Raw genomic sequence first — 26446 nt, 5'->3', positions numbered from 1 at the left:
TCAAAAATACTCCATTATTAGTAAAAATAAAAAAGGAAGTGCAGAACAAGTTTCTACTCCAAATGAAAAGTAAGCGTCATCTCTTTTATTTTCAGCGAAATAAATAAAAATATAACTCATAATGGAAGCCAAAAAAAATGAAAACGCATATATAGGTTTGAGATAAAAAATGCTGATCAGACTGCTCATGAAAATAAGTGCATAAGCAACATATTTTGTGTTCTGTACGCCAATAAACATCGGAAATGTCTTTACAGTATCACTTTTCATATCCCGGATATCAAAAGGAAGAACAAGTGCCGTGATAAAGAAAAAGCTGATCAGAAATATAGGAATACTGAATTCCGGAAGGGTAAGCCAGCAGTTGACCAATGCCCAGACCAGTCCTACATAAAAAACCTTCAGCAAAGGAATTTTCCTGATATAAATATCCAGAAAGAAACTGTTGTAAAGAAGTCCCAGTACCACAATAATAAACCATTTCAAAAGTCTGATCTCATTGTGATTATGGATGATCAGAAAAGCACAGAAGATCCCTGCTATAGCATTTAAAGTCAGTATTTTGAAAAAATGCCGGGTATATTGATATTTAGTATAAAGATAACCACTGAAATAAGTAATGAAAATAAGCAGAACACTGGGGAAACGGAATGTGTTTTGCTCTTCCATAAAAAATACTGCAAAAAGAGTTCCCATTAAAGAGACATAAATTTGACTGTCTATGACCGTTTTTTTGAGTATTTTTAAGATGTTCATTTATCAAAAATAATATATATGAAAATATTTTCCAAGATTTTTATGCTTTTGCTTATAATGCTTAGCTTTTCAACGGTCCTCGCACAGAAATATTATGATGACCAGTGGAAAAAAATCAATGAAAACCAGACGAAGGGAGCTTATAAATTCAATCTTCCCATTATTCTAGCCATACAAAACCAAGCTATGAAAGAAAATAATGCACTTCAGCTCATTCGATCCCTGAAAGTAGAATTCAATATTGTCAATCAGACAGCGGATGATGATCAGAATAATTCTGTATCAAAATTTTTCAAAAAGCTGAAAGACACTGAAGCAAAGCTGAAAGGAGATGACAGGTTGGTATACCAGGTATTACTGAGTAATTTCCTGGTGGATTATTACAATCAGAATTTGTGGAGGATAAACGGTAGAACCAATATCAATTCTCAGGATGCCTCACAGATTGAAACCTGGACTCAGCTTGATTTTAAAAACTATCTGGCTAAAGCTTATCAGGAACTTGATGCACAGAAACAGGAAATGAGAAAGATTTCCCTGGCAAAATATAAAGGAGTTTTCTCTGAAGATAAAGATGTCGCTTATTTTCCAACGGTATTCGACTGGTATTCTATTCAGAAAATAAAATTTTTAGAATCAGGCTTTCTCTTTACAAAAAATGAAACTGCAGAAAACAGGACCAAAATCAATACTATTTATGATGAACTGATTGCCCAAAATAGCGGGAACCCTAAGTTGTACTTCATGAAGGAGAAGATCGTTAGCAACTGTGAGGTGAACAACTGTAAGGATAAGGTTGAACAGCTTCAGAATCTTCTGAAATCCAGTGAAGAGGGAGATTATAAAGTAATCATAACAGAAGATATTATGGATGAGCTTCTTATAAAAAATAAGGCTAAAGAAGCACTTGCTGTTGCTGCCCAGGCAAAAAGCCAGTACCCGAAATCTTCCTACATAGGAAATATTAAAAATAAAGAAAGGGAAATTATCAACCCGGTACTGAACTTTAAATATGAATCTCAGACACAGAATAACCTGCCGGTTCATTTTGTGGCAGAATATAAAAACGTTTCTTCATTTACTTTGAATATTTATGAAGTGAAAGACAATTTTGTTTCGCTGATGCAGTATGTGCAGAATTCTTATGACAATACTTTTGGAAAAGTGAAAAAGAATCTGATAAGAAAAGAAACCTATCAGCTTTCTGATCCTAGAGACTACCAGCTTCACAAAACGTCACTGGAGATAAAACCTCTTCCGTCCGGAATCTATATCGTGGAATATGCAGTAGGAGGAGAAGGTCCAAAGAATGGCGAGGCACCCAATAATTTTTACTTTTTAGTTTCCGGAAACCGTATTATTTATCAGTCAAAAACTGATAGAAATACACTTTCAAATGAATTGAAACTGGTCAACAGTAACAACGGAAAACCGCTTGCAAATGAAAAGCTTACCTTTTATGAATTTGTCTCCGATAAAACCTTAAATAAAATAGAGGGTAAAACTGATGAAAAAGGAAGTTTTAAGTTTCCTGCCACTGCAAACAAAGAATACTACAGATCTTTTCTGATTCAGCAGCCTGATACTAATGATTTCCAAATCATGCAGGTATATGGCAACGGAACCTATGATGAAAATTATAATCCCAATAAACAAACCCGAACTGCTGCACAGATTTTTACGGACAGAGCGATCTATCGTCCGGGACAAACACTATACTTTAAGGTAATTAATACTAAAATTGAAAAGGAAGCAGAATCTGTAATTTCCGGACTGAAGCAAAAAATAGCTTTATATGATGGCAATAACCAGGAGGTATCTTCGCAGGATTTTACAACCAACGCATTTGGTTCTTATCATGGCAGTTTCATTCTACCGAAAGGGAAGCTGAACGGTGTTTTTTTCCTTAGAACAATAGGAGAACCGCGTGGATATAAGGATGTCAGAGTAGAAGAGTATAAAAGGCCAAAATTTGAAGTGACGTTTGATCCTGTAAAAGATGAATATAAGTATGGACAGACCATAGAGCTTAAAGGAAAGGCTAAAATGTTTTCTGGAGTAGCCTTAAGCAATACCACCGTAAACTATGAAATTAAGAAACGGAATATAAGATGGATGTACTTTAGAGGATATCCACAGGATTCCGGAAATGAAAATTCAATTCTGGGAGAGGCTAAAACCGATGAGAAAGGAGAATTCACAATTCGGCTGGATCTTAAAAAAGATGAAAAATTAGAAGGAATCCAGATTGATAATTATGAGATTAATGCTTCCCTTACAGATATTAATGGCGAAACCCAGTCTGCCAATACACAACTGAAGGTGGCTTCTGTTTCTCATTACATAAAAGCAGATGATGTGAATGAAGTATTCACTGATGAAAATCTTAAACTGAAAGTTGAAACCAAAAACTACAATGAGCAGAATCTCCAAAAATCTTATCAGGTGAAGCTGTCAAAACTTTCAGCGCCGGATAGAATTTTCCGTAGTAATTTCAAATCAGAGGTTCAGGATCTTCCGAAATATTCAAAGGAAGAATTTATAAGTAAATTTCCACACGATCTGTTTGACAAAAATGATGAGGTCAAAAACTGGAAAACAGAAAAAATACTTGTTGAAAAACAGCAGCAGCCATCAGCAGATAATAACCTGGATCTTGGAAAATTAGAAGCAGGAGATTATCAGCTTGAGCTGTTTAATATGGAAGGAAAAGATACCATAAAAACTTCCCAGTATTTCAGTGTTTGGGATAAAGGAGTTTTAAAACCTGCTCAGAAAACATTCCTTACCGTTATTGCTCCTAAAGATGAACTTTCAAGAGGAGAGAAGGCCAAAATATATGTGTTTTCTGCAATTCCTGACGGTCTGGTCAATGTTTTTGTACAGGACGGATCGGGAAAAACAACTGCAGAAGTCCATCCACTGAAAAAAGGAATTCTGGAATATACCATTGACATTCCCAAAGATAAAAATATATCCGAACTGAATCTTCAGTTTCAGATCGTAGCATTCAACGATGTCAATACCCAGACGGTAAGTTTAAAAATAAAAGATACAGAACTTCCTTTAAAAATTGAAACGGTCACCTTCAGGGACAAGCTTGAGCCTAATGTAAAGGAGAAATGGAGCGTAAAAGTAACCGGAAACGATAAAGAGAAAATCAATGCCGAGGTGCTTGCCAATATGTACGATATGTCTCTGGATAAATTTGCCGTAAATAACTATAGATGGAATAGGTTGTATACTCCTGTTAGAAGAATAGTGTCATATGATATTCAAAACTATCTCGAAGAGAGGGGGTATCAGAAAACTCTTGACTATTTCAGCGGAGATTCTGTAGAGGTTCCTTCTTTCAATTGGTTTGATGGAGATAATACATTTACATTTTATCGTGGAAATGCAGCTGGCGTAGTAGTAGGAGGAACAAAAAGATCAAGTTATTCACCGGCTCCACCAGTTGCAATGGCAAGAAAGAGTATGATGGTGACAAATGGTATCGTGGCAGAAGATAAAATAGAGGTGATGCAGAATGTTGTTCCTGAAGCTGTAAAAGCTCCGAAAGTAGAAACTCCTCCACCAGGATCTTCTGGAGAAAACCTGGAAAAAGTAGCTGTTCGTAAAAACCTGAACGAAACTGCATTCTTCTATCCGGATCTGAAAACCGATGTAGAAGGAAACGTAAACTTTGAATTCACATCCCCTGAAGCGCTCACAAAATGGAAACTGATGTTCCTGGCTCATACCGCAGATGCCAGAGCCGCAACTTTGGAGAAAGAAGTGATAACCCAGAAAGAATTTTCTGTAACACCAAATTATCCCCGATTTTTAAGAGAAGGAGATGAACTGAATTTACAGTCCAAATTATCCAACCTTACGGATAAGAAACTCAATGGTTCCGCAGAATTACAAATCCTCGATGCTTTTACCAATGAGAATATCTCTTCAAAATTTAGTGTAACGTCAGGAATGCAAAACTTTAATTTAAGTGAAAATGAAAACGGAGCATTAACATGGAAGTTAAAAGTTCCCAATAATGTTTCCTCTATCATTTTAAAAGTAGTGGCAAAAGCCGGAGCTTATTCAGATGGTGAGCAACAGGCTGTTGCTGTATTGCCAAACAGAATGCTGGTAACAGATGCTGTTCCGGTTTTTGTAAAAGAAGGAGAAACGAAAACATTCGTACTGGATCATCTTAAAGATCATACATCTGCTACGGTTTCTAATGTTTCCAATACACTGGAGCTGACTACCAACCCAATCTGGGAAGTAATGTTTGCGCTTCCAAGTTTGAAAAACGACCAGAATAATTCTGCCGATGTTATCTTCAACAAATGGTTTGCGGATGTGCTGGCTTCTGAAATATTTAAGGCCAATCCGAAAATGAAAACAATTTTCGAAGAATATCAAAGCAAAGGATTATTAAATTCAAGCCTTGAAAAAAATCAGGAGCTTAAGCAATTGTTATTAGAAGAAACACCTTGGGTATTGGAAAGTAAAAATGAAGGAGAGCAGATGCAGAAACTGGCAATGCTGTTTGATACCAATACGATGAGAAATTCTATTAATCAGGATTGGGACGACTTGAAGAAATTACAGAATCCTGACGGTGGATTCTCGTGGTATGCGGGTTATCCAAGTTCTTACGGGACATCATTGTATATCCTTAAAAATCTGGGTAAAATCAATGTGTGGTTAAAAGATAATGTAAAAGATTATCAAAGTGATGATCAGAAAAATATGGTTGCAAAACTGATCCAGTATGTAGATAACGAGATCAGCAAATATGCCGATATGAAGAAAATAAATGTCTGGAATAACTGGACACTGGATTATCTTAATACCCGAAACTATTGGGAAAAACAATATCCTTTAAAAGGAAAAGGAGCGACACTTAAAACTCTGATAAAACAGAAAGCACAAACCGCAAAAATCACAGATTTCACCTTCTTTGGGCTGCACCGTGCTGCATTATTAATGAATGACTATGGGCTGAAAGCAGTATCTGATAAATTGATGACCTATCTTAAAGAGACTTCTACAGATACAAAAACACAGGGGGTCTATTGGAAGCAAAACCTTAATGATTGGGGCTGGTTTGGCTCTAAAATAGTGAACCATGCAGGAGCATTAGAAGCTTTTAATACCCTTAAAGCTAATGATCAGAAATTCATTGAAGATATGAAGATCTGGCTGGTCACTCAGAAAGAAGTCAATTCATGGGGAAGCTCAAGAGGAACTGCCGAAGTGATCTTTACACTATTAAATTCAGGAAAATCATGGACGGGAACAGAAAGTGATAAAGCAACAATTGTTTGGGGTGGCAAAGAACTCGCTGCTCAGACTCAGGCTACGGGATATGTGAAATCAACAGTGAAAACAGATACTGTAGATAAAAATCTGGCAACTGTTACCGTAACAAAACCAGGTCCCGGAATTGTTCAGGGAGGGCTGTTCTGGCAGTATTATGAGGATTTAGATAAAATAAAATCTTCTGAAAATTACATTTCCGTAACCAAAGAGCTTTACAAAAAAGTGAAAACTGCCAACGGAGAAGAACTTCAGAAAATCTCAACTGAAACACCATTGAAAGTGGGTGACAAAGTAACGGTAAGAATGATTCTGAATACAGACCGAGCTATGGAATTTATTCATATTAAAGATATGCGTGCGGCGGGATTGGAGCCTCTGGATGCATTGTCTGGGTACCAATGGAAAAATAATCTGGGATATTACCAGTCTGTCAAAGATGCATCTACCAATTTCTATATCCAATATATGCCGAAAGGAAAATACGTTTTTGAATATGATGTGGTTGCCAATGCATCCGGAAAATTCTCCAACGGGATTACTACTATGCAGAATTACTATGCACCGCAGATGAATGCCCACACAAAAGGGAATAATGTAACCGTCTCAGAATAACTGACTAGTCCTGAAAATCTGATACAGATTATAAGACAAAAATAAATAATTAAACCAGAGCAAATTTTCTTTTGCTTTGGTTTTTATTTTTATAAGTTCTCATTTTAATTTTCGACTGTGTATGCATCTGATTTGGTGTTAAATAATAATTCGAAAAATGAGGACGCAGACCATTGTAAATTTCAATGGATTCATCCACTAATTTTCTTCTTAAAGCATTGTTTATAGAATTCCTGTCAATATTAAATTCCTGCTTTAAAATACCATTAATCCTTTCTGCTACTGCATTTTCATAAGGATCAGAGTTTTGTGTCATACTGCATTTTAATTGATGTTTTTGCAAAACTTTCTGATATTCATTCGAGCAGTATTGTAAGCCACGATCAGAATGATGGATTAATGAGCCTGCCATACCTTTGTGTTTCTTTAAAGCTCTTTTCAATGCTACAAGACTACTCTCTGTATTTAAATTATCTGCTACAAAATGTCCCACTATTTTCTTGGAATATGCATCGGTTATTAAACTTAAATAACTTGGATTTTTCCTGTTCCCAATATAAGTAATATCTGCAACCCAAACCTGATTGGGTTTTGTTATCTGATAGTCTAGGATCAAATTTTTATGCTTTCTGAAACGATGATGGGAGTTGGTAGTAACATGGTAATTTTTCTTGGGTATAATCAATAAATGATTCGCTCTTAGGATGTCAAAAAATTTATCTCTTCCTACTTTGATAGAACTTAGTGATTCTTTTAAAATAAAATATAGTTTCCTTGCTCCTAATCTGGGCATTTTAATACGAATACCCTCCACAAGATCTACAACCTCTGAAGCCCTGTTCCTACAGACTTTTGTACGCTTGATACTTCTATAATAGATTTGTCTATTTAACCCTAACAATCCACAAGTAAAAATCAAAGTTTCTTTTTCTTTACTGCGGAAGTAATCGATTGTTCGGGTGGTGAATTTTTTCGAATATCAATGTGATATTCTTTCTCTGCAAGTTGAATCATCATATCAAAAAATATCACTTTTTTATCAGCAATATAAGCCTGTTTTTCCAAGAAGGCTTTCTGTTTTTCAAGAAGCTTAACTTCTGCTTCTAATTCCATAATACGTTGTTCAGGTGTCTTTTCCATAGCATAAGGTCTTTGGTTTTCCCAATCAAAGTTACCATATTTTCTCAGCCAATTTAAAATAGTCCCGTGGGATTGTATACCATACTTCTTGCGACTAGCGGTAATGGTAGATGCTCCAGATTCAACTTCTTTTACTATTTGAAGTTTTAAACTTAAACTGTAATCTTTTTGTGTACGTTTGATGTACACAGATTTTAATTGTTCTTCCATAACGATTTGTTTTTATGTATCGCTATTTCAGGACTAGACAAACTGATAAACATAAAAACTGTAGTGATTTTACTACAGTTTTTTGTTTAAAGATTTCAAGTAAAAATATAATTAAATGAAAAAAAACCAAACAATTGTTTAATTTTGGAATGGTTTTTGGAATTAAGATAATACAAATTAAAAAAATTATTAAAAGATGAAATTTTCAAAAACATTAATGACAGGATTGATATTGTTGGCCGGTGTAAATGCTTTCGCTCAAAAGAAAGCTGAAAAGTTTGAAAAACTGCAGATTGAAATGTTCCCAAAAGCAAAGGATGGCTACAAACAAGTATATATTCAGCTTCCCATTGCAAAAAATGAAAACGATTTGAAGGTTGAACTTTTTGTGGGTGCTGAAAAAATGCTGGATTGTAACAATTACTTCTTAATGGGAGAAATGAAAAGCCAGGATCTTCAGGGATGGGGGTATAACTATTATGAAGTAGAATCTAAAGGTGAAACAGCAGGAACACTAATGGGCTGCCTTGATAAGAAACTGACTAAAAAGTTTGTTACCCTAAAACCTGAAATTGTAAGATACAACAGCAAACTGCCATTGGTATTTTATGTGCCGAAAGACATTGAAGTGCGTTACAGAATTTTAAGACCTGATAACACAATGAAAAAGGCCGTTCAAAAATAAGCTTACTTATTATAAGCAGAAAACTCCTCACAGTAAAATGTGGGGAGTTTTTGCTTATAAGCGGGCGTTTAAAGTCAATTAAGGTTTTAATATCTTTAGCAGGAAGGCAAAACTGCACTCATTATTGAGGGTGATTTTTATCATTCAGAAGGGATCTTTATATTCTATCATATTATAAAAATATGAAGTTTTTGTCTTTTTTTTCTAAGAGATCGGAACTGGGTATCGGAAGAAAACAGCAAGTACTATAGTTTGTTTTTTTTAGATAAAAACTCTTATATCACCTTGTATTCCGATAAAAAACACTTGAAAAAGTAAGTCAATAAAGTAGAGTTATATATTTTTTTTAAGTTTTTTAATTTTTAATTGACATTTAAACAGTTTTGTTAAAACTTGATTTTAAAGTAGATTATACTTAAACACATTTTAAACTAAATTTAAATTCACTGCTTTGTAGAATTATCTTTAAGGATTTAAAGATTTTTTGCATTATATTTGTTATAAACATAAACCATGAAAAACAATTTATTGATTTTTACGTTTAGTTTTTTTGCTTTACCTGCTTTTGGCTGGGCACAGTCAGCTCCCGGTTTTAAGGAGCTTTTGGATAGTGCTATGATTCGGGATTCGAATCTCAAAATGCAGATTACTCAAAATAAACTTACCGATCTTGACGAACATAAACTGAAAGATATTTTTCTTCCTACCTTAGAACTGAGCGGAAAAGCCGGTTATCTTAACGGGACGGCAAGACTTACATCACCGGAAATTAACCTTGCCCCTTTTATCAATATTCCCGAAGGTGCTTTTAACAATAACTTCAATGTATCCGGATTTTCAGGTATTGCAAAAGCAGATGCCAAAATGCTTCTGTACTCCGGAGGAAAGGTTAAATATCTGAAGAAAGCCATTGAGGAAAAAAAGAAGTCTGAAGATATTCTTCTGGAGAAAACAAAAGACGAAGTTGTTGCTGCTATTTCCAAAGCTTATGATCAGCTGGCATTGATTCATCAATCTAAAAAAGTGCTGGATGAAAGTACAAAAAGACTTGATATCAACAGAAAGACTGCCGATAAAGCTTTAGGCTATGGCTTGATCACGCCTTATGATCACAAGAAAATTGAATTGGCTCAGGCTACTTTAAACGCTAAGGTAGTAGAATACGAAGGGAAAAAAGAACTGCTTCTTACCCAGCTGTATATTTTAACAGGCATCAACAGAGAGCGTCTCAGAATGATTGATCCTGTATTATCCCCTGTAGAATTGCTGTCTTCCGAAAAAGGAATAGAGCAGAGAGCCGAAATCCGCGCCCTTGAACATGGGATTACCGCTGCTGATTATAAAATCAAAGCTGAAAGAACATGGATAATCCCCAAAGTACAGCTGATGGCTTCCGCTTATTATATCGGACTTTATGGAAACCGTATCAAGAGTTCTGAAAATGTAGTCCCGGCAGTGCCATTACTTGGATATGAAGGTAAGAAACTGGACTGGAGACCCAATAATATCAACGTATTCCCATTTGTCACTGCAGGAGTTGGATTCAAATGGGAACTTTTTGACGGAAAAGAAGGGAAACATGCGGAAGAAACCGCTAAAGTCGGAAAAGAAGTATTGCAGAACCAGAAAGAAGATGCATTAAAAAAACTTACGCTGAATCTGGCTAACAATCAAACCAATTATGACATTGCTTCTGCTCAGATTACTTTGAAAGCCAAAGAAAAAGAGCTTGCAAAAAGCGCTTTGGTACAGGCTGAAAAAGAATTCAGATACGGAATGAGCAAATCGTCACAGCTTATTGATGCCGAAAATGATCTGGAAGCCGTTGAACTGGAATATCAGAATGCGATTTTTAACCAGAGAAGAGCGGGAATAGAGCTGATGAGGTCTACCCAGGAACTGGATATTACCAAACTTTATTTAATCCCTTAAAAATTAAAATGATGCATAAAAATATATCTATACTCTTTGCTGCTCTGTTTGTGCTGGGAAGCTGTGACAAAAAAAATGAAAAATACACAGAACCTGAAGGGAAAACAAAAAAAGAAGTGATCTCTTTTGCTCCTAAAGTTACCGGCAGAATTTTAAAAATATACGTTTCCGAAGGTCAGACTGTGAAAAAAGGAGATACCCTGGCACAACTTGATGTACCGGAGGTTTCTGCAAAAATAGCACAGGCTCAGGGGGCTGTAAGTGCGGCAACGGCACAGGAACAAATGGCCAAAAACGGGGCAACAGCAGATCAGATGAAACAGCTGCAGGCTAAATATAAAGGATTGAAAGAACAGTATGAATTTGCTCAGAAATCTTACAGAAGAGCCAATAATATGTTCCGTGACAGCCTGATGTCTCCGCAGGCTCATGATGAGATCTATGCAAAACTTCAGGGAGCAAAAGCACAATATGATGCTGTAGTGGCAGAACTTGATGATGTGCAAAGAGGGACGCGTTTCGAAAAAGTGGAAATGGCAGCAGGACAGGCTTCTCAGGCAAAAGGAGCTTTGCAGGAAGCAAACGTAGCCTATTCCGAAAGGTACATCATTGCTACCAATGATATGGAAATAGAAACCATCAGTCTGAATACCGGAGAATTGGCAACCGCCGGCTTTGCTCTGTTTAATGGATATATTCCTGAAAGTACCTATTTCAGATTTACTATCCCAGAAAGTGCTATCTCAAAGTACAAGAAAGGGCAGGAGGTCAATATGCAGGTGGTCTACAATAAAGAAAGTCTGCAGGGAAGCATAGTATATATCAAACAGCTGACAAAGTATGCTGATATTACAACAGCTTACCCGGATTATCAGTTACAGGATGCTATCTACGAGATCAAGGTGAAGCCTAAAGATATGAATAAGGCCAAAAGTATTCTGGTAAATGCCAATGTTATCCTCAAGTAATATGAAATGGAGCAGGATAGATGATTTTCATCTCTGATAAAGAATGAATAGATCTTAGATTCCGTGTCCATTAAAAATATAAAAATATACAGATGAAAGAATTTTTCCGTCTTTTAAAACGTGAGTTCAAACTTTTTATCGGCAATTCTACCTTAAGGACTGTGTTCTTTCTGGCACCCGTCTTTTACGCAACCTTGCTGGGGTTTGTCTACAAAAGCGGAAAAGTGGAAAATACTCCCGTATTGGTTATTGACAGAGATAATACTCCGCTCTCTAATCAATTGACGGAAATGCTGGATGATAATAAAAGTATCAAAATTATCAAATACCTGCAGGAACCTCTGAGTATTAAAGATGAGGTGATCAGGCACGAGGCTGCCGGAGTTGTGATTATTCCTTCCAGATTTGAAGGAGATATGCTTCAAAAAAAGTATCCTGAGCTGAATGTTTATATCAATACAGGAAACGTGCTAACGGCCAATTTTGCATCCAAAGCGCTACAGCTTACCATAGGAACTTTCTCTGCAGGAGCTTCCATAAAAGCATTACAGAAGGCGGGAATGCCTGCGGCAAAAGCAGCTACCCAATATGAGCCTTTCAAAGCCAATTATATTACACTATTCAATACCACGGGAAATTATCTGATCTTTATGTGGCCGGCGATGCTGGCTGTCGTTTTACAGCAGGTTATTCTGTTGGCAATGGCAGTGAGTTTTGCTGCAGAATTTGAAAGAGGTTCCTTTGTGAAAGAATATCTTAAAATGAAAAAATGGGCATTCCCAACAATGCTTATCAAGGTGATCCCAATCTGGGTATTTTCTATTCTTATTGTAGGAATTTATTACTTCATGCATATGATCTTCAGGGTCCCGATGCCGGAGGGAATACTCAATTTTATACTTCTTACGGCTGTTTTTGTGGGATCAGTTTCATTTTTGGGAGTATTTATAAGTATCCTTATTCCAGATGCATTGAAGGCTACACAGATTCTTATGGTTATTGCTTCTCCTGCTTTCATTATCAGTGGATTTACATGGCCTTTGAGTGCGATGCCTGCTTTCGTTCAGTTTATCGCCAATATTATTCCATTGACTCCATTTTTGCAGGCTTTTAAAATTTTATTAATTCAAAAGGGGTCTGTTGAGCTCACTTTTCCTTACCTGAAACATCTTAGCATTCTTTTAGTAGTTTATGCCATTTTAGGCTGGATTGCCTTAAAGATTAAACTTTGGTTTATTTTCAAAAAGGCTGCTCCGCAGGAGATCGCGGCTGAGGATGCTTTTCATGATACCGCTGAATAATTTTTTCCGTCCCCTGATGATTTTTGAAGCTGCAGTTTTATAGTAGTCGGTTATTGGTCTGCTTTCAATAGTCGGTTAAGAATTCTGTGGCTAAATATGATGATTCAATAGTGATATTAAAAGAGCCAAAACATTGAGCAAAACCTATATTCTTTTCTTCTCTGACTTTCCTGTAACCTTTCCATCCGGAAACCGGCCACGCACAACCAAAAAATATCACTTCAAAACCTACATTTGTTTTTCATCACGAAATATTTACTCATAGATAAAATCAAACGAAAAAACTGATATATTTGTTTGTTATAAATTAGAAAAAAATGGAAAACGTATTTGATGCAAAAGATGCTCAAAACTATATTGATAGAATCAACAGATTGGTAGAGGATACCCATGGCTTATGGGGGAAAATGACAGTTGATCAGATGTTGGCGCATTGTTGCATAACATATGAAATGGTTTATGAGCCTGAAAAACATAAAAAACCGGGATCTATTGCAAAATTTATTTTAAAAACTTTTGTAAAATCTAAAGTGGTAGGTGAAAAAGCTTATCCAAGAGATTCTCCTACTTCGCCTCAGTTTTTAGTAACGACCAGAAAAAATTTCCAGGAAGAAAAAACAAGATTAATCGGTTTTATTCAAAAGACCCAGCAATTGGGAGCAGACGCTTTTGATGATAAAGAATCTTTTTCTTTCGGAAAATTAAAAGCCCAGGAGTGGAATAATATGTTTGCAAAACATCTCAACCACCACTTAGGCCAGTTTGGCGTTTAGAAAACCAACCTATGAAAAAACTTTTATTACTCTTTATTTTTACCGCTCACTTTGTATTGGGGCAGATGCCGGATATTTCAAATACCTGGCTGAACAATAGCAAACCTTATATAGGAACGATCGGAAGTAAAGGTCAGGGACTCAAACTGAAGATCAATACTGCTGAGCAGAATAAAAAAAATGACCAGGAATATTTTGTTTCAGGTTATACCCTTGTGGATACCAATTATACAAAGTTCGAAGGTAAAATTACCATTTCAAAGTATAAAGATGCTAAAAAACAGGGGACCATATTCGGAGACTATGAACTGGCAGAGGAAAATAAGGGAAAACATTCTGGACTTCTTAAAGGAAAGTTTGTTTATAATTTTAAATGGAACAGGAAAACGGAGAAGATAGAAGGGCAGTATATTGAACTGATTGGTGACTGGAAAAGTTATGACGGGACGCTGGATTTTAAAACCCATTTAAAAAACCAGTAAATAAAAGCATTACAGCCTTACCATCAATTTTAATGCAGAATCTGAACGCCGGATTTCGGGTCAGTAACTTTGAATAATAACTCGATAACAATTATATGAAACTAGGAGCTTTTTCGATCAGCTTAAGTGTAAAGGATCTTCAGAAATCTAAAGATTTTTATGAGAAACTGGGTTTTACTACAATGGCTGGAAATACAGAACAGAATTATCTGGTCATGAAAAATGGATCTACTCTGATAGGTCTTTTTCAGGCGATGTTTGATGGGAATATGCTTACCTTCAATCCGGGATGGGATGAGAATGCACATAATCTTGAATCTTTTGACGATGTGCGTGAGATTCAGAAGCATTTAAAGGAAAGTGGGGTAGAAATTGACAAAGAAGCCGACGAAGCTACTTCAGGACCTGAACATATTTACCTGAAAGATCCTGATGGTAATATGATTTTAATAGATCAGCACAGATAATGAAGTGTCTGAAATAGTATTTGATAAAAAACTTAACTAAAAAAAACAATCATGGCAACAGTAAATGTTTATTTAACATTCAACGGAAACTGCAGGGAAGCATTTGATTTCTATAAATCGGTTTTCGGAGGTGAATACCCTTATATCGGAACTTTTGGAGAGATGCCTCCAATGGAAGGGAAAGAGGCTGCTGAAGAAGATAAAGATAAAATAATGCATGTAACCCTTCCGATTTCCAAAGAAACTGTTTTGATGGGAAGTGATACAGGAGGAGAATGGGCTTCTCAATTTCAGGCAGGAAATAACTTCTCAATTTCTATCAATGCAGAATCTAAAGAAGAAGCGGGTAAATTGTTTAATGGCCTCTCTAAAGGCGGACAGGTAACCATGCCAATGGCAGATACATTCTGGGGAGCCTATTTTGGGATGTTTACCGATAAATTCGGAATTAACTGGATGGTAAACTATGACGATCCTGCCAAAATGCAGCAGCATCCGTAAAATGTATTTATATTTAAAATATTTAAAAACCGACAGATATCTGTCGGTTTTTTTGATTGACTAGTCCTTTTCTATTTTCCGGTTTTCAAAATTTAATTGGAACCGGTATCAGGAACAGAGATTGGTTAATCTTTTTTAAGAATTTTATAGCTTCCTGATTCTGTTGTGATGAGATAAATTCCGTTCGGAAGACGGGTAATGTCAATTTTATTTTCACCTTTTACAGCTTCTTCAGCTTGGACAAGCTTTCCGGACTGATCATATAAGGAAACCTTAGTATTTTTAGCCAGGTCTATATGGAAGACTCCTGAAGTTGGATTAGGATATATCTGGGCTTTGTCTTTGATGATATTTTCTGCAATTCCCAGCGTTGCAGGTTTTGTCCATGTAAAGGCATCAAGGCACATATATAAATAGCCTCCGGTTGATTGCAGCTGGATCTCGTCAATGATTGTATTGCTGTTATTCTGATTATTCAGGGTAGAAAGATCAATCAGCGTAAATCCGTTAGAAGTACCTGTAGTTCCCGTTGTAGCATTGAAAGTAGTATTGAAGCCGGACGTTTTTGTTGTGGTGAATTTCATGATACCGCCTAATTTTCCTGTAATAATAAGAGTTCCTGAGGAGGTAGATTGGTTTAAAGCAGTATTGCTTAGAAAGACCCAGAATTTTGATACAGTAAATGAAGAGGTACTTTTAATACTGAATGAAGGCGAAGGGATGTTGGTTGTTCCGGTATTGTCGATATAAACATTATCATTGGCTGTTCCGTTCCAGCCGGTTCCCGGGTAGTTGGATTGAATTCTAAAAGTTCCTGCCTGTGAAACAATGTTAAATGTATATCCATTACTGGTAAAGCTTGTGGTGCCACCAGGTGAAGTTTCAAAAGTTACAGTGCTCGTCTGTGCACTCATAGATGCAAAATTGCTTATGAAAACAAGAATTGCAAAGAAGATAATTTTTTTCATGGTAGAGATTTTTTATAGTTGGTATTTTTTTTCAAAATATTTTACAGAAGAAAATAAAATGTCAGAACTTTTCATTTCCCTTGTTCAGTTTCTCTATTAAGGATACCTCAAAGTAACGCTGAATTTAAAAGCGGGAGCAGCGTATTAAATACTGAATTGAAAAACACGTAGAAATACGCAGTCTTTGTATCCTGTATTATTCTACTTTTGAAAAGGAAAGACGGCTTCTGTACAGCTAAAAATTAAATGAATTTATTTTGGCAATATAATTTGTTTTTTTTATAACTTGTAGTGTGTTTTTATTGATAATATTCATTAATAAACCATTATGTAAATAAAATTAAAAACTATGGAATTACCTAAACATGCAGTCTTATTAAAAGACGCCAAAAAATGGATTAACAATTGGCAGAATAGAAAAGATATTGACGGAATGTCGATAAAAGCCCACCTCATTCCGGCACAAGATGTAGATGATATCTTCAGTAAAGACAAAGGAATTGAAAAGTTTCGAGGATATAATGCAATTACCGACGGTGGAGAATTTAAATTCCTGTTAGTAGGAGTTGATGATAAAGATAATGATATTGTAAATTATGAAACAGGAGATTATATATATGATATGACAACTCCCTGTCCAAGTGTATGCTCTGCCAATAAGTGGTGGGAGTCATAACCTGAAAAAAACAGATATCAGTGGATCAGTGGATTGAAATATTGTCATTAATTGGAAAAGGCATTCTGCTGATTAATCTGGCAGTATACTGTATAGGCTTTTCCGGTTCCGGAAAAGCCTATATATTTTTTATAAGCTATTTAGCCTGGATATTAATATGTGAAATTGTCTTCTATGTATTAAATTACCAGAAGATTAATAATCTTTTTTTCTCTCATTATTATCTGATAGGTCAGTTTCTGCTGCTGGGTTTATTTTTTCATGAGATTTTAACTGAAAAATATCAGAAGAAAGCAGCGCGTACTCTTTTAATTGCCATTCCTGCGGTTCTTGTTATACAATATATTATATATCCGGAAAAATATTTTGTTTTTAATCTGTTTGAAATTTTTGCCACCTCTTATTCTATTGTTATCCTGGCATTATTTCATTTGTACAATATATTGGATACCGAAAAAAAATATAATTATATAAGCCTGGGACTTTTACTGTACCTGATAAGCAGTACCGTGATATTTCTGTCCGGAAATTTATATACGGTAATGAATAGAAAACTGCATAAAGAGATATGGGTTTTCAATGTTGTGATGTTTATTGTATACCAGATTTTTATTTTGGCAGAATATCTTTCTTTCCGTAGAAAAAATGTGTAATTACTGTTATTATTTAAAAGATGAATGAGAATACAATTATCTCCACTATTGTTTATACCTTTCTGGCATTTACTTTACTGGCCGTTACCCTGATCCTATTTTATTATTTTTCAAATAAGAAAATAACCAGAAATCTTATTGAGAAAAAAGAACTGGAAGTCAGGTACGAGAAAGACCTTACCCATGCAATTATCAGCGCTCAGGAAAAAGAAAGATTGCGGATCGCACAGGATCTGCATGATGATATCAGTTCAAAACTAAGTGTTGTCTCTTTAAATATCCATCTGCTGGATTACGAAAATGCCACAAGAGAAGAATATAACGAACTGAAAAATAAAATAATACATTTGGTCAACAAAACAGCAGAAAGTGCCAGGCAAATCTCACACGATTTGCTTCCTCCTATTTTAGAGAAATTTGGACTGCATGCAGCGATAGATGCATTATGTTCTGAAATTAATCTTTCTAAGACCATACAGATTTCCTATTCCAGCAGTCTGTACTTTGCAAAAGCAGAAAATGAAAAAAATTTGCATATCTTTAGAATAGTTCAGGAGCTGATCAATAATTCTATAAAACATGGTGAAAGCACCCATATTGAAATAGAATTTATAGGAAAAGATGGAAAAAACACCTGCATTTATAAAGATGACGGCAAAGGATTTAATCTTGATGAAGATACTTTGAAAGGAGGATTGGGCCTTCGGAATATCAGAAGCCGCGTAGAACTGATTAATGGTACTTTGAAAATTGAAAGTGAAAACAGAAAAGGAATTACAGTAGAATTTACATTTTAAATAATTAATAAGATGCAAAAGGATATAATTCGGGTAATAGCGGTAGATGATGAAGCCCTGTTTCGTCAGGGAATCTCATTGTTGCTACAGAGAGAGAAAGATATTGAGCTCGTCAGTGATTTCAGCAATGGTAAAGAGCTGCTTGATGAGCTGTCAGCCCTTGAAGAGCTTCCGGATATCATTCTCATGGATCTTAATATGCCGGAAGTTAACGGAGTAGAAGCTACCAAGCAGATCCACATCAAATATCCTCAGATAAAGATTATTGCACTCACCAGTTATAATACAAAAGCTTTTATTGTGAATATGATCCAGTCAGGGGCCTGTTCTTTTCTTAAAAAAAATTCGACTCCTTCGGAATTGCTCAATGCGATTCGGGAAGTACATGATAAAGGTTTTTTTTATAATAATGAAGTACTGGAAGCATTACATCAAAACCTTACAGAACCCAAAAAGAAAGTGTCCAGTATTTTTGATGCCAATCATATTTCCAAAAGAGAAAAAGAAGTATTGGAATTAATCTGCAAACAATACAGCACCTCTGAAATTGCAGACCAGCTTTTTTTAAGTTCAAGAACTGTTGAAGGTCACCGCAATAGTCTCTTACTGAAAACCGGAGCCAAAAATACAGCCGGTTTAGTTGTTTACGCAATTGAAAGCAAAATTGCAGATATGAACTATCTGAAAGACCGGTTTGAATAAAGTTAGATTAGTTTTCATACAGAAACGATATAGAAGCTTTAAAATAATCCAATTTTAAAATCAAATTAAACCTCTGAAAATTAGTACTTTGGAGGTTTAGTTTTTATAACTTTCATTCAATTTTTTAACTTTGCGAAGGTTATATCGTTCAGAGTGCCGGATAAATGAATTAGCCTGAATTTGAATACCAGAAGGTATAACTACTTTGATGAAAAATAGAAAACGTCCTGATAGAAAGGTTTTGGAATAAAATGAAATGTAATTAGGGAAAACCTCAGATTTGAAATGATTTACTTGTAAAAAATGTTTCAAGCTACATTTAATATTTGCTTGCTATTATTGATTAAAATTATTAATTTTGTTAAAAACGATAGATAATAGTAATTGATAAATATGAGAAAGGTTTTTACGAAGCTGGCTTTTGCTGTATTAGGATTAGGTTCTGTATTGACGTATGCACAGAAAAGTGATCTGGGTGCCTGGTATATGTACTTTGGGAATAATAAGATCAGTAAGAAACTGAACTGGCATAACGAAATCCAGTACCGGAATTTTGATGGTATCGGAGATCTGGAACAGCTTTTAGTACGTACAGGAATTGGATATGACCTGACAGAAAATAACAATAATGTTTTGTTGGGATATGGTTTCATTCTGAGTCAGCCTTATGTAAACGGAGAAAAAAAAGAAAATATTGAACATAGAATTTTCCAGCAGTATATTACAAAACAGAAGTTCGGGCGCTTTAATATTCAGCACCGATATCGCTTAGAAGAACGTTTTCTGGAAGATGATTTTAGAATGAGATTTCGATATATGTTAGGTTTCAATATTCCGATTACTCAGAAAGAGATGCTTCCCAAAACACTGTATGCATCCGTATATAATGAGATCTTTCTTCATTTCAACAGTCCGGTTTTCGATAGGAACAGAGTATATGGCGCTTTAGGCTATGTAATTAATAAAAATATGAGAATAGAAGCAGGATACATGAACCAGATTCAGGAAAATAAGAATCGCGGACAGATTCAGATCGGTTTTTATAATAATATTCCATTTACTAAAAACTGATCATAACAATTACTGCTGAAGATCCTGATGATGACGATTATTTGAAAACAACAAATAAGTAATAAACACAATAAAATAAACACTTATGCATTCGGGAAAAAGGTTTGGCGCAGGGGAGTTCATCAGCTGGACGAGGCGCAGTATTTATGCTTTAATTGTTTTGTCAGCAATTCCAACGGTTTTGTACTTTTTAGGCTGGACATTCCTTTCAGTACCCTGGCAGCCAATCGCTATTTTGGGAACAGCTGTAGCCTTTATTGTAGGATTTAAAAACAATGCCAGTTACAGCAGATTATGGGAAGCAAGACAGATTTATGGCGCCATCATTAATGACAGCCGGAGTTTTGGGTATATCCTTAGAGATGCTCTTATCTCAAAAGACTCACAAAAAGTAAAGGACATGTTTCTTCGCCATTATGCATGGCTTACTGCGCTAAGGTTTCAGCTTCGTGAGCCCAGAGCCTGGGAAAACATGGGAACCGCACAGTTTGACGAATACTCCAAAAAATATGAAATTCCGGAAAGGATGACAAAATTGGATGAAGAGCTGAAAAAATACCTTTCTGAAAATGAACTTCAGTATATTTTAAGTAAGAAAAACAGAGCTACCCAATTGATGGCCATCCAAAGTAAAGAGCTGTCTGAAGCATACCAAAAAGGGGAGATCAATGACTTTCAGTGGACGCAGATCAATCAGCAATTAGTGAAACTTACCGATAGTCAGGGAAAAGCTGAAAGAATAAAAAATTTCCCATATCCAAGAAACTTTTCCTCCATTACCACTTACCTTTTGCTCTTATTTATTGTTTTTGTCCCTTTCGGCTTACTCAAAGAATTTGGTAAATTGGGAGAAGGTACTGTGGTAGAAGGATGGACACTTTGGTTTAATATTCCTTTCTCATTATTGGTGACATGGTGTTTTCATACTTTAGACAGTGTCGGAGAAGCCTCTGTAAACCCTTTTGAAGGAAGCCCGAATGATGTCCCGATTACCCAGATAAGCCGTACCATAGAAATAGATATGAGGGATATGCTGGATGAATCTGATCTTCCTCCGGCAATTGCTCCTAAGAATAATATTGTGCTGTAATCGGACAGCTTCAAAAAAATAATACTTAAAAAAACGATATCAAAAATGATTCACAGCTATGTTATAATATCCATTGTAGTCTTACTGTCTGTAATGATATTAGTCATGATTGGGCAGAAACTGAAAGTGGCTTATCCTATTTTTCTTGTGATCGCAGGATTACTGATAAGCTTTATTCCGGGAATGCCGCGTATAGAGATAGAACCGGATTTGGTTTTTCTTATTTTTCTGCCGCCTATTTTGTTTGAGGCAGCATGGTTTACTTCATGGCAGGACTTTCATAAATGGAGAAAGCAGATTTTTTCTATGGCTTTCGGGCTTGTATTCCTTACCTCAATAGTCGTTGCTTATCTTTCATCTTCCATTATTCCGGGGCTGACAGTGGCTATGGGGTTCCTGCTGGGAGGAGTAAATTCGCCACCGGATGCAGTAGCAGCCACTTCTGTGTTGAAGCATATGAAAATACCGAAAAAGATTACCAGTATTCTTGAAGGTGAAAGCCTTATCAATGATGCTTCCAGCTTAATTGTATTTAAATTTGCACTTGCAGCAGTTATTTCAGGACAGTTTATCTGGAGAGATGCTGTTCAGGATTTCTTTACTATGGCTCTCGGAGGAATTGCTGTGGGAGTAGCAGTAGGTTTTCTGTTTGGAGCATTGCTGAGGATTATTCCGACCAACTCCAATATTGATACCATTATCACCCTTATTGTACCGTACATTATGTATGTAGGAGCAGAACATTTTCATTTTTCCGGAGTGCTTTCAGTAGTAGCAGGAGGACTGTTGATGTCTTATAATTCGCATTGCTATCTGAGCCATACTTCAAGAATTCAGTCAGGGAATGTCTGGAGTGTACTGATATTTCTGATGAATACCATTATCTTTATTCTTATCGGTTTAGAACTTCCTATAGTAGTGGAAGGAATGAAAGAATACACCATTTCTGAAGGAATATTTTACAGTGTGGTCATTGGTGGAGCTATCATCGGAACCAGAATATTATACAGCTATGCATTAATGTATTTCCCAAGAGTCTGTTCTAAAGAACTAAGATTGAAAGTTCCCAAACCGGATTGGCGGGAGCCTTTTATCATCAGTTTTGCAGCGATGAGAGGAGTCGTTTCACTGGCTGCAGCACTTTCTATTCCGGCTTTTCTTCCGAATGGAGATGTATTTCCCCATAGAAATATCATTTTATTCGTAACTTTCGTTATCATATTGATCACTTTAGTAGGACAGGGATTATTATTGAGCCCGATTTTGAAACTGCTGAATATTCAGGATTCAGGAAGCGAGCTGCCGGAAGAGAAACAGGAGGTGATTCTGATGCGTAAATTGAAAGAGGCCGCTTTACATAAACTTGATAATGACTTTTCTGAACTGGCTGCATCTAATAGTCTTGTACGCCACCAAAAGCATAAGCTCGAAAATGAAATGATGTTGATGGCAGATAAAGCTCAATGTATGGCCTCAACTGGAGATTATGTCACCGCAGTGAATGAAAATAAAGATGTCCTGCGTCAGATTATTCAGGCACAGAGAAATGAGCTCCATAGAATGAAAAGAGAGAAAATATTCGATGATCATGTGATGAGAACCATTGAAATGCAGTTGGACTTTGATGAAGCGAAGATCACCGGGTTTTCTCATGGATAGACTCCGTTTTTAGATATAAAAAATATCGTGGTCAGACGTTGAAAAAGGATCCGACTGTAGTTTTAAAATTAAAAAGATGAATACACCTATCACCGTTCAGTATACAGTAAATGCTCCAGCCGAAAGAATCTGGAATGCATTGACTAATAAGATTGAAATGAAATCCTGGTATTTCGATATCCCGGATTTTGAATTGAAAAAAGGACACCTGTTTAATTTTTATGAACCCGGTGGCGAAAATAAATACCATCACCAGTGCGAAATTATAGAAATTGTACCCCATAAGAAATTAAAACATACATGGTCTTATCCGGATTTTTCTGATCTGAAAACAGTGGTAACATGGGAACTCTCGTCCGGAGAAAAAGGAACTGTTGTAAAGTTAACCCATGAAGGAATTGAAAACTTCAAAGACCTTGGAGCAGGTTTTTCTAGAGAAAATTTCACAGGAGGATGGAATACAATTATTGGGCAGAGTTTAAAAGAGTATTTAGAAAATTATCACGATGATCAAATTACAGCCTTTCAAAACTGAAGATATTCAGATGCTCATTTCCAGGATACCAGATAAGCGAGCACTTCTTCAGTTTGCAGGTCCTATGTACAGTTTCCCTCTTACGGAAGATCAGTTGAAAAAAGACCTTTCTGATGAGAACAGAACCTTGTTCAAAATCATTGGCGAAACCGATCAGAATGCAATAGGACATGCTCAGATATTTTTAAAAGAAAATACTTTTCTTCTCGGAAGAATACTGATCTGGAATGAAAATAACCGTGGAAAAGGTTACGGAAAGAAAACAGTACAGGAGCTGCTGAAATACGGTTTCCATAATTTTGATAGAGAAACAGCAGAACTCAATGTATACGATTGGAATACGGGAGCAATTGAATGCTATAAAAAAGTAGGTTTTGAGATTGATCCTGATGTCATGAGCGAAGTAAGTATTGATCATGAAATATGGATTTCAGTCAATATGAAAATTAATAAGAACCGTTTTGACTTTTAAAAAGTATGGCATTATTTACAGCAATCCGTCCTGTACTCTGGACAGAAAGTATAGACGAAACGATTACTTTTTATACCATGATTTTAGGGTTTACCCTGGTGGGAAAAAATGACGATTGGGGATGGGCGTCACTCCGTAAAGACGAAGTGGAGATTATGATTTCCCAAAATGCATATGAAAAGCTTAATGGAATAGGCTTTACAGGCTCTTTCTATTTCAATGTTGATCATGTTGATGAGCTTTGGGAAGACCTTAAAGCCAAAACAAAAATATGTTATGAAATTGAAACTTTTGAATGGGAAATGAGAGAATTTGGAGTCTATGACAACAATGGTTATATACTACAATTCGGGCAGTCTGTCGATAATATTGGCAAGACGGAATAAAATTTGCTATTTTTGGGGAAATATTTAGAAAATCAATGAAAAAAAATATAATAGCGGGTTTCGCAGCAATTCTACTACTGGCATCTTGTAATAAGGACAAAGAGATTCTTAATACCTTAAATACGTATAATACTTCAATGGAGTCAAAAGGATATCACTTTGGTGATAAGCTGGAACTTCCAAAGGAGGTCACAGAAAATGCAGAAAGCGTAACCATCAGCTTTGGTGACAAAGAAACTTCCAATTTAGCCATTGATCCGAAATTTTTCACATTGGGAGATAATGCGGTTACATTCAATATCAAAAAAAGGGGAGGAGAAGTACTGAATCAGGATGCCACAATCAATGTATTTGCAAAAAATCCTGAACAAAATATTTCTTACCAGATTATTGCAGAATATCCTCATGATCCCAAAAATTTCGTACAAGGATTCCAGGTTGAAGGAAATACGATCTATGAGAGTGATGGACAGAACGGATCTTCACAGATTTTAAAATACACATTGGGAACAACAACTCCTCTTGCATCTACAAAGCAGGCTAAAGAAGATTTTTCTGAAGGAAGTACCATTGTAGGAGATAAAGTATACCAGTTGACGTGGCAAAGCAAAAAAGGATATATCTATGATAAAAGTTCTTTAAAACTGCTTTCAGAATTCCCTTACCCAAATGTATTGGGAGAAGGATGGGGATTAACGTATGATGGGAAAAATCTGATTGCATCAGATGGAAGCAAGCTTTTATATTTCCTTGATCCGGCTGATCCTTCCAAAGTAGTGAAATACATTGCCGTAGCAGGAAGCTCTCAGGCATATGACCAACTGAACGAACTGGAATATCACAACGGATTTATCTATGCAAATGTATGGCAGAAACCAATTATTTTAAAGATCAATCCTGCAAATGGAGAAGTAGTAGGAACATTTGACTTCACAGAAATTGCAAAGCAAAATACAAAAGGGAGTGATGATGTACTGAACGGAATTGCCTTTAAAGGAGAAAATATGCTGGTAACAGGTAAAAACTGGCCAAAAATCTATGAAGTTCAGATCAAATAATTTGAAATAACAGTTTATTTATAGAAAATAGCGTTCCCTAGGGTGCGCTATTTTTATAGTTACAGATCAATTTTAGTATTTTTGAAGAATGATAAGAAATTTTATAAAACTAAATATACTGGCCGGTTTTGCAGCTGTTCTTTTGCTGTCATCATGCAAAAAAAACGAGAAGATGATGGATACTCTGGCTGATTACAATAATTCAAAAGAAAAAAAAGGATATCATTTCGGAGATAAACTTAGTCTTCCCAAAGAAGTTACCGATAATGCAGAATCCATTACATTAAGTGTTGAAGATCAGGAAAGTTCCGGCTTGCTGATTGATCCCAAACTTTTCACATTGGGAGACAATAATGTAATCTTTATGATTAAAACCAAAAGCGGAGAAACCTTGAATCAGGATGCTACAATCAACGTATTTGCAAAAAATCCTGAACAAAATATTTCCTATCAGATTATTGCAGAATATCCGCATGATCCCAATAACTTTGTTGAAGGTTTCCTGGCAGAAGGAAATACAATCTATGAAAGTGACGGATTGGAAAAAGCATCCCAGCTTATAAAATATACACTAGGGTCAAAGGTACCTGCCATCATTGAAAAGCAGCCACCTGAAATTTTCTCCGAAGGCTGCGCTGTAGTGGGCGATAAAATTTACCAGTTAACCTATAGAAATAAAATTGGTTTTATCTACGATAAAAATACACTAAAAAAACTTTCAGAATTTCCTTTGCCAAATGTAATTGGAGAGGGGTGGGGGCTTACCTATGACGGGAAAAACCTTGTGGCCACCGATGGTTCAAAAAATCTTTATTTTCTGGATGTGAATGACCCTTCAAAAGTGGTGAAGAAAGTGTCTGTAGCCGGGAACAAAACAACCTACGATAACCTGAATGAACTGGAATATCATAACGGATTTATTTATTCGAATGTATGGCATAACCCTATTATATTAAAGATTAATCCTGCAACCGGAGAAGCTGTAGGTAAGTTTGATTTCACCAAACTTACAAAGGAAAACAATCATGGTGATAGTGAAAACGTTTTAAACGGAATAGCCTTTAAAGGAGACAATATGCTCATCACAGGAAAAAAGTGGGCCAAAATCTATGAAGTTGCGATTAAATAAAATAAACGCAGCTGAATGATTATAGATCCCAAAGATCAAATTGATTATTTCAGTTTTCATGAATATTAAAAAAAATTAGATCAGATTTGGCGGCCTTTTAGATGAAATTATTT

At 35.8% G+C, this 26446-nt stretch carries 25 protein-coding genes; 21 read left to right on the top strand and 4 right to left on the bottom strand.

The features are described from left to right. Positions 1–756, bottom strand: coding sequence for a hypothetical protein (locus LF887_RS14820; RefSeq protein ID WP_236855020.1), 756 nt, complete (start codon positions 754–756; stop codon positions 1–3). Positions 757–774: 18 nt separating this feature from the next. On the opposite strand from LF887_RS14820, the gene LF887_RS14815 reads away from it, so the two are divergent. Beyond that, a complete protein-coding gene (locus tag LF887_RS14815) occupies positions 775–6678 on the top strand; it encodes an alpha-2-macroglobulin family protein (protein WP_236855019.1) in 5904 nt (1967 codons plus the stop codon). 49 nt (positions 6679–6727) lie between these two features. Here LF887_RS14815 and LF887_RS14810 read toward each other — a convergent pair whose 3' ends face one another. Both LF887_RS14810 and LF887_RS14805 read right to left on the bottom strand, forming a co-directional pair. After that, positions 6728–7579 carry an IS3 family transposase gene (locus LF887_RS14810; RefSeq protein ID WP_236859472.1) on the bottom strand — a complete coding sequence of 284 codons (852 nt, stop codon included), beginning with the start codon at positions 7577–7579 and terminating at the stop codon, positions 6728–6730. A 14-nt stretch (positions 7580–7593) separates the two neighbouring features. Beyond that, complete coding sequence (locus tag LF887_RS14805; protein WP_236855018.1) at positions 7594–8028, bottom strand: hypothetical protein; 435 nt, start codon at positions 8026–8028, stop codon at positions 7594–7596. Positions 8029–8224: 196 nt separating this feature from the next. Here LF887_RS14805 and eco point away from each other — a divergent pair, with 196 nt between their 5' ends. From eco to LF887_RS14765, 8 genes are all read left to right on the top strand, one after another. Continuing rightward, positions 8225–8713 (top strand): serine protease inhibitor ecotin, encoded by a 489-nt coding sequence (gene eco / locus LF887_RS14800; RefSeq protein WP_236855017.1) that lies wholly within the window; start codon positions 8225–8227, stop codon positions 8711–8713. Positions 8714–9226: 513 nt separating this feature from the next. Then, positions 9227–10645 carry a TolC family protein gene (locus LF887_RS14795; RefSeq protein ID WP_236855016.1) on the top strand — a complete coding sequence of 473 codons (1419 nt, stop codon included), beginning with the start codon at positions 9227–9229 and terminating at the stop codon, positions 10643–10645. An 11-nt stretch (positions 10646–10656) separates the two neighbouring features. Continuing rightward, on the top strand, positions 10657–11613 hold the full coding sequence (locus LF887_RS14790; RefSeq protein ID WP_236859511.1) for an HlyD family secretion protein: 957 nt from the start codon (positions 10657–10659) through the stop codon (positions 11611–11613). Positions 11614–11705: 92 nt separating this feature from the next. Next, positions 11706–12914: an ABC transporter permease gene (locus LF887_RS14785; RefSeq protein WP_236855015.1), complete on the top strand. Its 1209-nt coding sequence runs from the start codon at positions 11706–11708 to the stop codon at positions 12912–12914. A gap of 317 nt (positions 12915–13231) precedes the next feature. Beyond that, complete coding sequence (locus LF887_RS14780) at positions 13232–13687, top strand: DUF1569 domain-containing protein (protein ID WP_236855014.1); 456 nt, start codon at positions 13232–13234, stop codon at positions 13685–13687. 11 nt (positions 13688–13698) lie between these two features. Further along, a complete protein-coding gene (locus LF887_RS14775; protein ID WP_236855013.1) occupies positions 13699–14169 on the top strand; it encodes a hypothetical protein in 471 nt (156 codons plus the stop codon). A gap of 95 nt (positions 14170–14264) precedes the next feature. Continuing rightward, positions 14265–14636 carry a VOC family protein gene (locus LF887_RS14770; RefSeq protein WP_236855012.1) on the top strand — a complete coding sequence of 124 codons (372 nt, stop codon included), beginning with the start codon at positions 14265–14267 and terminating at the stop codon, positions 14634–14636. A gap of 51 nt (positions 14637–14687) precedes the next feature. After that, on the top strand, positions 14688–15137 hold the full coding sequence (locus LF887_RS14765) for a VOC family protein (RefSeq protein WP_236855011.1): 450 nt from the start codon (positions 14688–14690) through the stop codon (positions 15135–15137). Positions 15138–15262: 125 nt separating this feature from the next. On the opposite strand, the gene LF887_RS14760 is transcribed toward LF887_RS14765, so the two are convergent. Next, positions 15263–16105 carry a T9SS type A sorting domain-containing protein gene (locus LF887_RS14760; RefSeq protein ID WP_236855010.1) on the bottom strand — a complete coding sequence of 281 codons (843 nt, stop codon included), beginning with the start codon at positions 16103–16105 and terminating at the stop codon, positions 15263–15265. 349 nt (positions 16106–16454) lie between these two features. On the opposite strand from LF887_RS14760, the gene LF887_RS14755 reads away from it, so the two are divergent. From LF887_RS14755 to LF887_RS14700, 12 genes are all read left to right on the top strand, one after another. Then, on the top strand, positions 16455–16781 hold the full coding sequence (locus tag LF887_RS14755; RefSeq protein ID WP_236855009.1) for a hypothetical protein: 327 nt from the start codon (positions 16455–16457) through the stop codon (positions 16779–16781). A gap of 20 nt (positions 16782–16801) precedes the next feature. Then, positions 16802–17434, top strand: coding sequence for a hypothetical protein (locus LF887_RS14750; RefSeq protein ID WP_236855008.1), 633 nt, complete (start codon positions 16802–16804; stop codon positions 17432–17434). Positions 17435–17454: 20 nt separating this feature from the next. Beyond that, positions 17455–18231, top strand: a complete 777-nt coding sequence (locus LF887_RS14745; protein WP_236855007.1) for a sensor histidine kinase — start codon at positions 17455–17457, stop codon at positions 18229–18231. Between the two features lie 12 nt (positions 18232–18243). Then, positions 18244–18933: a response regulator transcription factor gene (locus LF887_RS14740; RefSeq protein WP_236855006.1), complete on the top strand. Its 690-nt coding sequence runs from the start codon at positions 18244–18246 to the stop codon at positions 18931–18933. A 393-nt stretch (positions 18934–19326) separates the two neighbouring features. Continuing rightward, positions 19327–20004, top strand: coding sequence for a DUF2490 domain-containing protein (locus LF887_RS14735; RefSeq protein WP_236855005.1), 678 nt, complete (start codon positions 19327–19329; stop codon positions 20002–20004). 85 nt (positions 20005–20089) lie between these two features. After that, positions 20090–21094 (top strand): bestrophin family protein, encoded by a 1005-nt coding sequence (locus LF887_RS14730; protein ID WP_236855004.1) that lies wholly within the window; start codon positions 20090–20092, stop codon positions 21092–21094. Between the two features lie 45 nt (positions 21095–21139). Then, positions 21140–22753, top strand: a complete 1614-nt coding sequence (locus tag LF887_RS14725) for a Na+/H+ antiporter (RefSeq protein ID WP_236855003.1) — start codon at positions 21140–21142, stop codon at positions 22751–22753. Positions 22754–22829: 76 nt separating this feature from the next. Continuing rightward, positions 22830–23288, top strand: a complete 459-nt coding sequence (locus LF887_RS14720) for an SRPBCC family protein (protein ID WP_236855002.1) — start codon at positions 22830–22832, stop codon at positions 23286–23288. Beyond that, the gene (locus tag LF887_RS14715; RefSeq protein ID WP_236855001.1) at positions 23260–23760 is read left to right on the top strand and encodes a GNAT family N-acetyltransferase; all 501 of its coding nucleotides are present in this window, start codon (positions 23260–23262) and stop codon (positions 23758–23760) included. The genes LF887_RS14720 and LF887_RS14715 overlap by 29 nt, the downstream gene beginning before the upstream one ends. A 5-nt stretch (positions 23761–23765) precedes the next feature. Next, positions 23766–24146, top strand: coding sequence for a VOC family protein (locus tag LF887_RS14710; RefSeq protein ID WP_236855000.1), 381 nt, complete (start codon positions 23766–23768; stop codon positions 24144–24146). 35 nt (positions 24147–24181) lie between these two features. Continuing rightward, on the top strand, positions 24182–25204 hold the full coding sequence (locus LF887_RS14705) for a glutaminyl-peptide cyclotransferase (protein ID WP_236854999.1): 1023 nt from the start codon (positions 24182–24184) through the stop codon (positions 25202–25204). 103 nt (positions 25205–25307) lie between these two features. Continuing rightward, positions 25308–26333 carry a glutaminyl-peptide cyclotransferase gene (locus LF887_RS14700; protein ID WP_410681163.1) on the top strand — a complete coding sequence of 342 codons (1026 nt, stop codon included), beginning with the start codon at positions 25308–25310 and terminating at the stop codon, positions 26331–26333. The last annotated feature ends 113 nt before the right edge of the window (positions 26334–26446 follow it).

Source organism: Chryseobacterium sp. MEBOG06, assembly GCF_021869765.1.
Lineage (GTDB): Bacteria > Bacteroidota > Bacteroidia > Flavobacteriales > Weeksellaceae > Chryseobacterium.
This window is presented reverse-complemented; position numbering and strand designations above follow the sequence as displayed.

Excerpts from the sequence above, each read along its gene's own strand:
- LF887_RS14780 (WP_236855014.1), top strand. The coding sequence starts at position 13,232 with ATGGAAAACGTATTTGATGCAAAAGATGCTCAAAACTATATTGATAGA.
- LF887_RS14785 (WP_236855015.1), top strand. The coding sequence starts at position 11,706 with ATGAAAGAATTTTTCCGTCTTTTAAAACGTGAGTTCAAACTTTTTATC.
- LF887_RS14760 (WP_236855010.1), bottom strand. The coding sequence starts at position 16,105 with ATGAAAAAAATTATCTTCTTTGCAATTCTTGTTTTCATAAGCAATTTT.
- LF887_RS14775 (WP_236855013.1), top strand. The coding sequence starts at position 13,699 with ATGAAAAAACTTTTATTACTCTTTATTTTTACCGCTCACTTTGTATTG.
- LF887_RS14720 (WP_236855002.1), top strand. The coding sequence starts at position 22,830 with ATGAATACACCTATCACCGTTCAGTATACAGTAAATGCTCCAGCCGAA.
- LF887_RS14765 (WP_236855011.1), top strand. The coding sequence starts at position 14,688 with ATGGCAACAGTAAATGTTTATTTAACATTCAACGGAAACTGCAGGGAA.
- eco (WP_236855017.1), top strand. The coding sequence starts at position 8,225 with ATGAAATTTTCAAAAACATTAATGACAGGATTGATATTGTTGGCCGGT.
- LF887_RS14755 (WP_236855009.1), top strand. The coding sequence starts at position 16,455 with ATGGAATTACCTAAACATGCAGTCTTATTAAAAGACGCCAAAAAATGG.
- LF887_RS14715 (WP_236855001.1), top strand. The coding sequence starts at position 23,260 with ATGATCAAATTACAGCCTTTCAAAACTGAAGATATTCAGATGCTCATT.
- LF887_RS14795 (WP_236855016.1), top strand. The coding sequence starts at position 9,227 with ATGAAAAACAATTTATTGATTTTTACGTTTAGTTTTTTTGCTTTACCT.
- LF887_RS14820 (WP_236855020.1), bottom strand. The coding sequence starts at position 756 with ATGAACATCTTAAAAATACTCAAAAAAACGGTCATAGACAGTCAAATT.
- LF887_RS14790 (WP_236859511.1), top strand. The coding sequence starts at position 10,657 with ATGCATAAAAATATATCTATACTCTTTGCTGCTCTGTTTGTGCTGGGA.
- LF887_RS14730 (WP_236855004.1), top strand. The coding sequence starts at position 20,090 with ATGCATTCGGGAAAAAGGTTTGGCGCAGGGGAGTTCATCAGCTGGACG.
- LF887_RS14725 (WP_236855003.1), top strand. The coding sequence starts at position 21,140 with ATGATTCACAGCTATGTTATAATATCCATTGTAGTCTTACTGTCTGTA.
- LF887_RS14710 (WP_236855000.1), top strand. The coding sequence starts at position 23,766 with ATGGCATTATTTACAGCAATCCGTCCTGTACTCTGGACAGAAAGTATA.
- LF887_RS14745 (WP_236855007.1), top strand. The coding sequence starts at position 17,455 with ATGAATGAGAATACAATTATCTCCACTATTGTTTATACCTTTCTGGCA.
- LF887_RS14740 (WP_236855006.1), top strand. The coding sequence starts at position 18,244 with ATGCAAAAGGATATAATTCGGGTAATAGCGGTAGATGATGAAGCCCTG.
- LF887_RS14770 (WP_236855012.1), top strand. The coding sequence starts at position 14,265 with ATGAAACTAGGAGCTTTTTCGATCAGCTTAAGTGTAAAGGATCTTCAG.
- LF887_RS14815 (WP_236855019.1), top strand. The coding sequence starts at position 775 with ATGAAAATATTTTCCAAGATTTTTATGCTTTTGCTTATAATGCTTAGC.
- LF887_RS14735 (WP_236855005.1), top strand. The coding sequence starts at position 19,327 with ATGAGAAAGGTTTTTACGAAGCTGGCTTTTGCTGTATTAGGATTAGGT.
- LF887_RS14705 (WP_236854999.1), top strand. The coding sequence starts at position 24,182 with ATGAAAAAAAATATAATAGCGGGTTTCGCAGCAATTCTACTACTGGCA.
- LF887_RS14805 (WP_236855018.1), bottom strand. The coding sequence starts at position 8,028 with ATGGAAGAACAATTAAAATCTGTGTACATCAAACGTACACAAAAAGAT.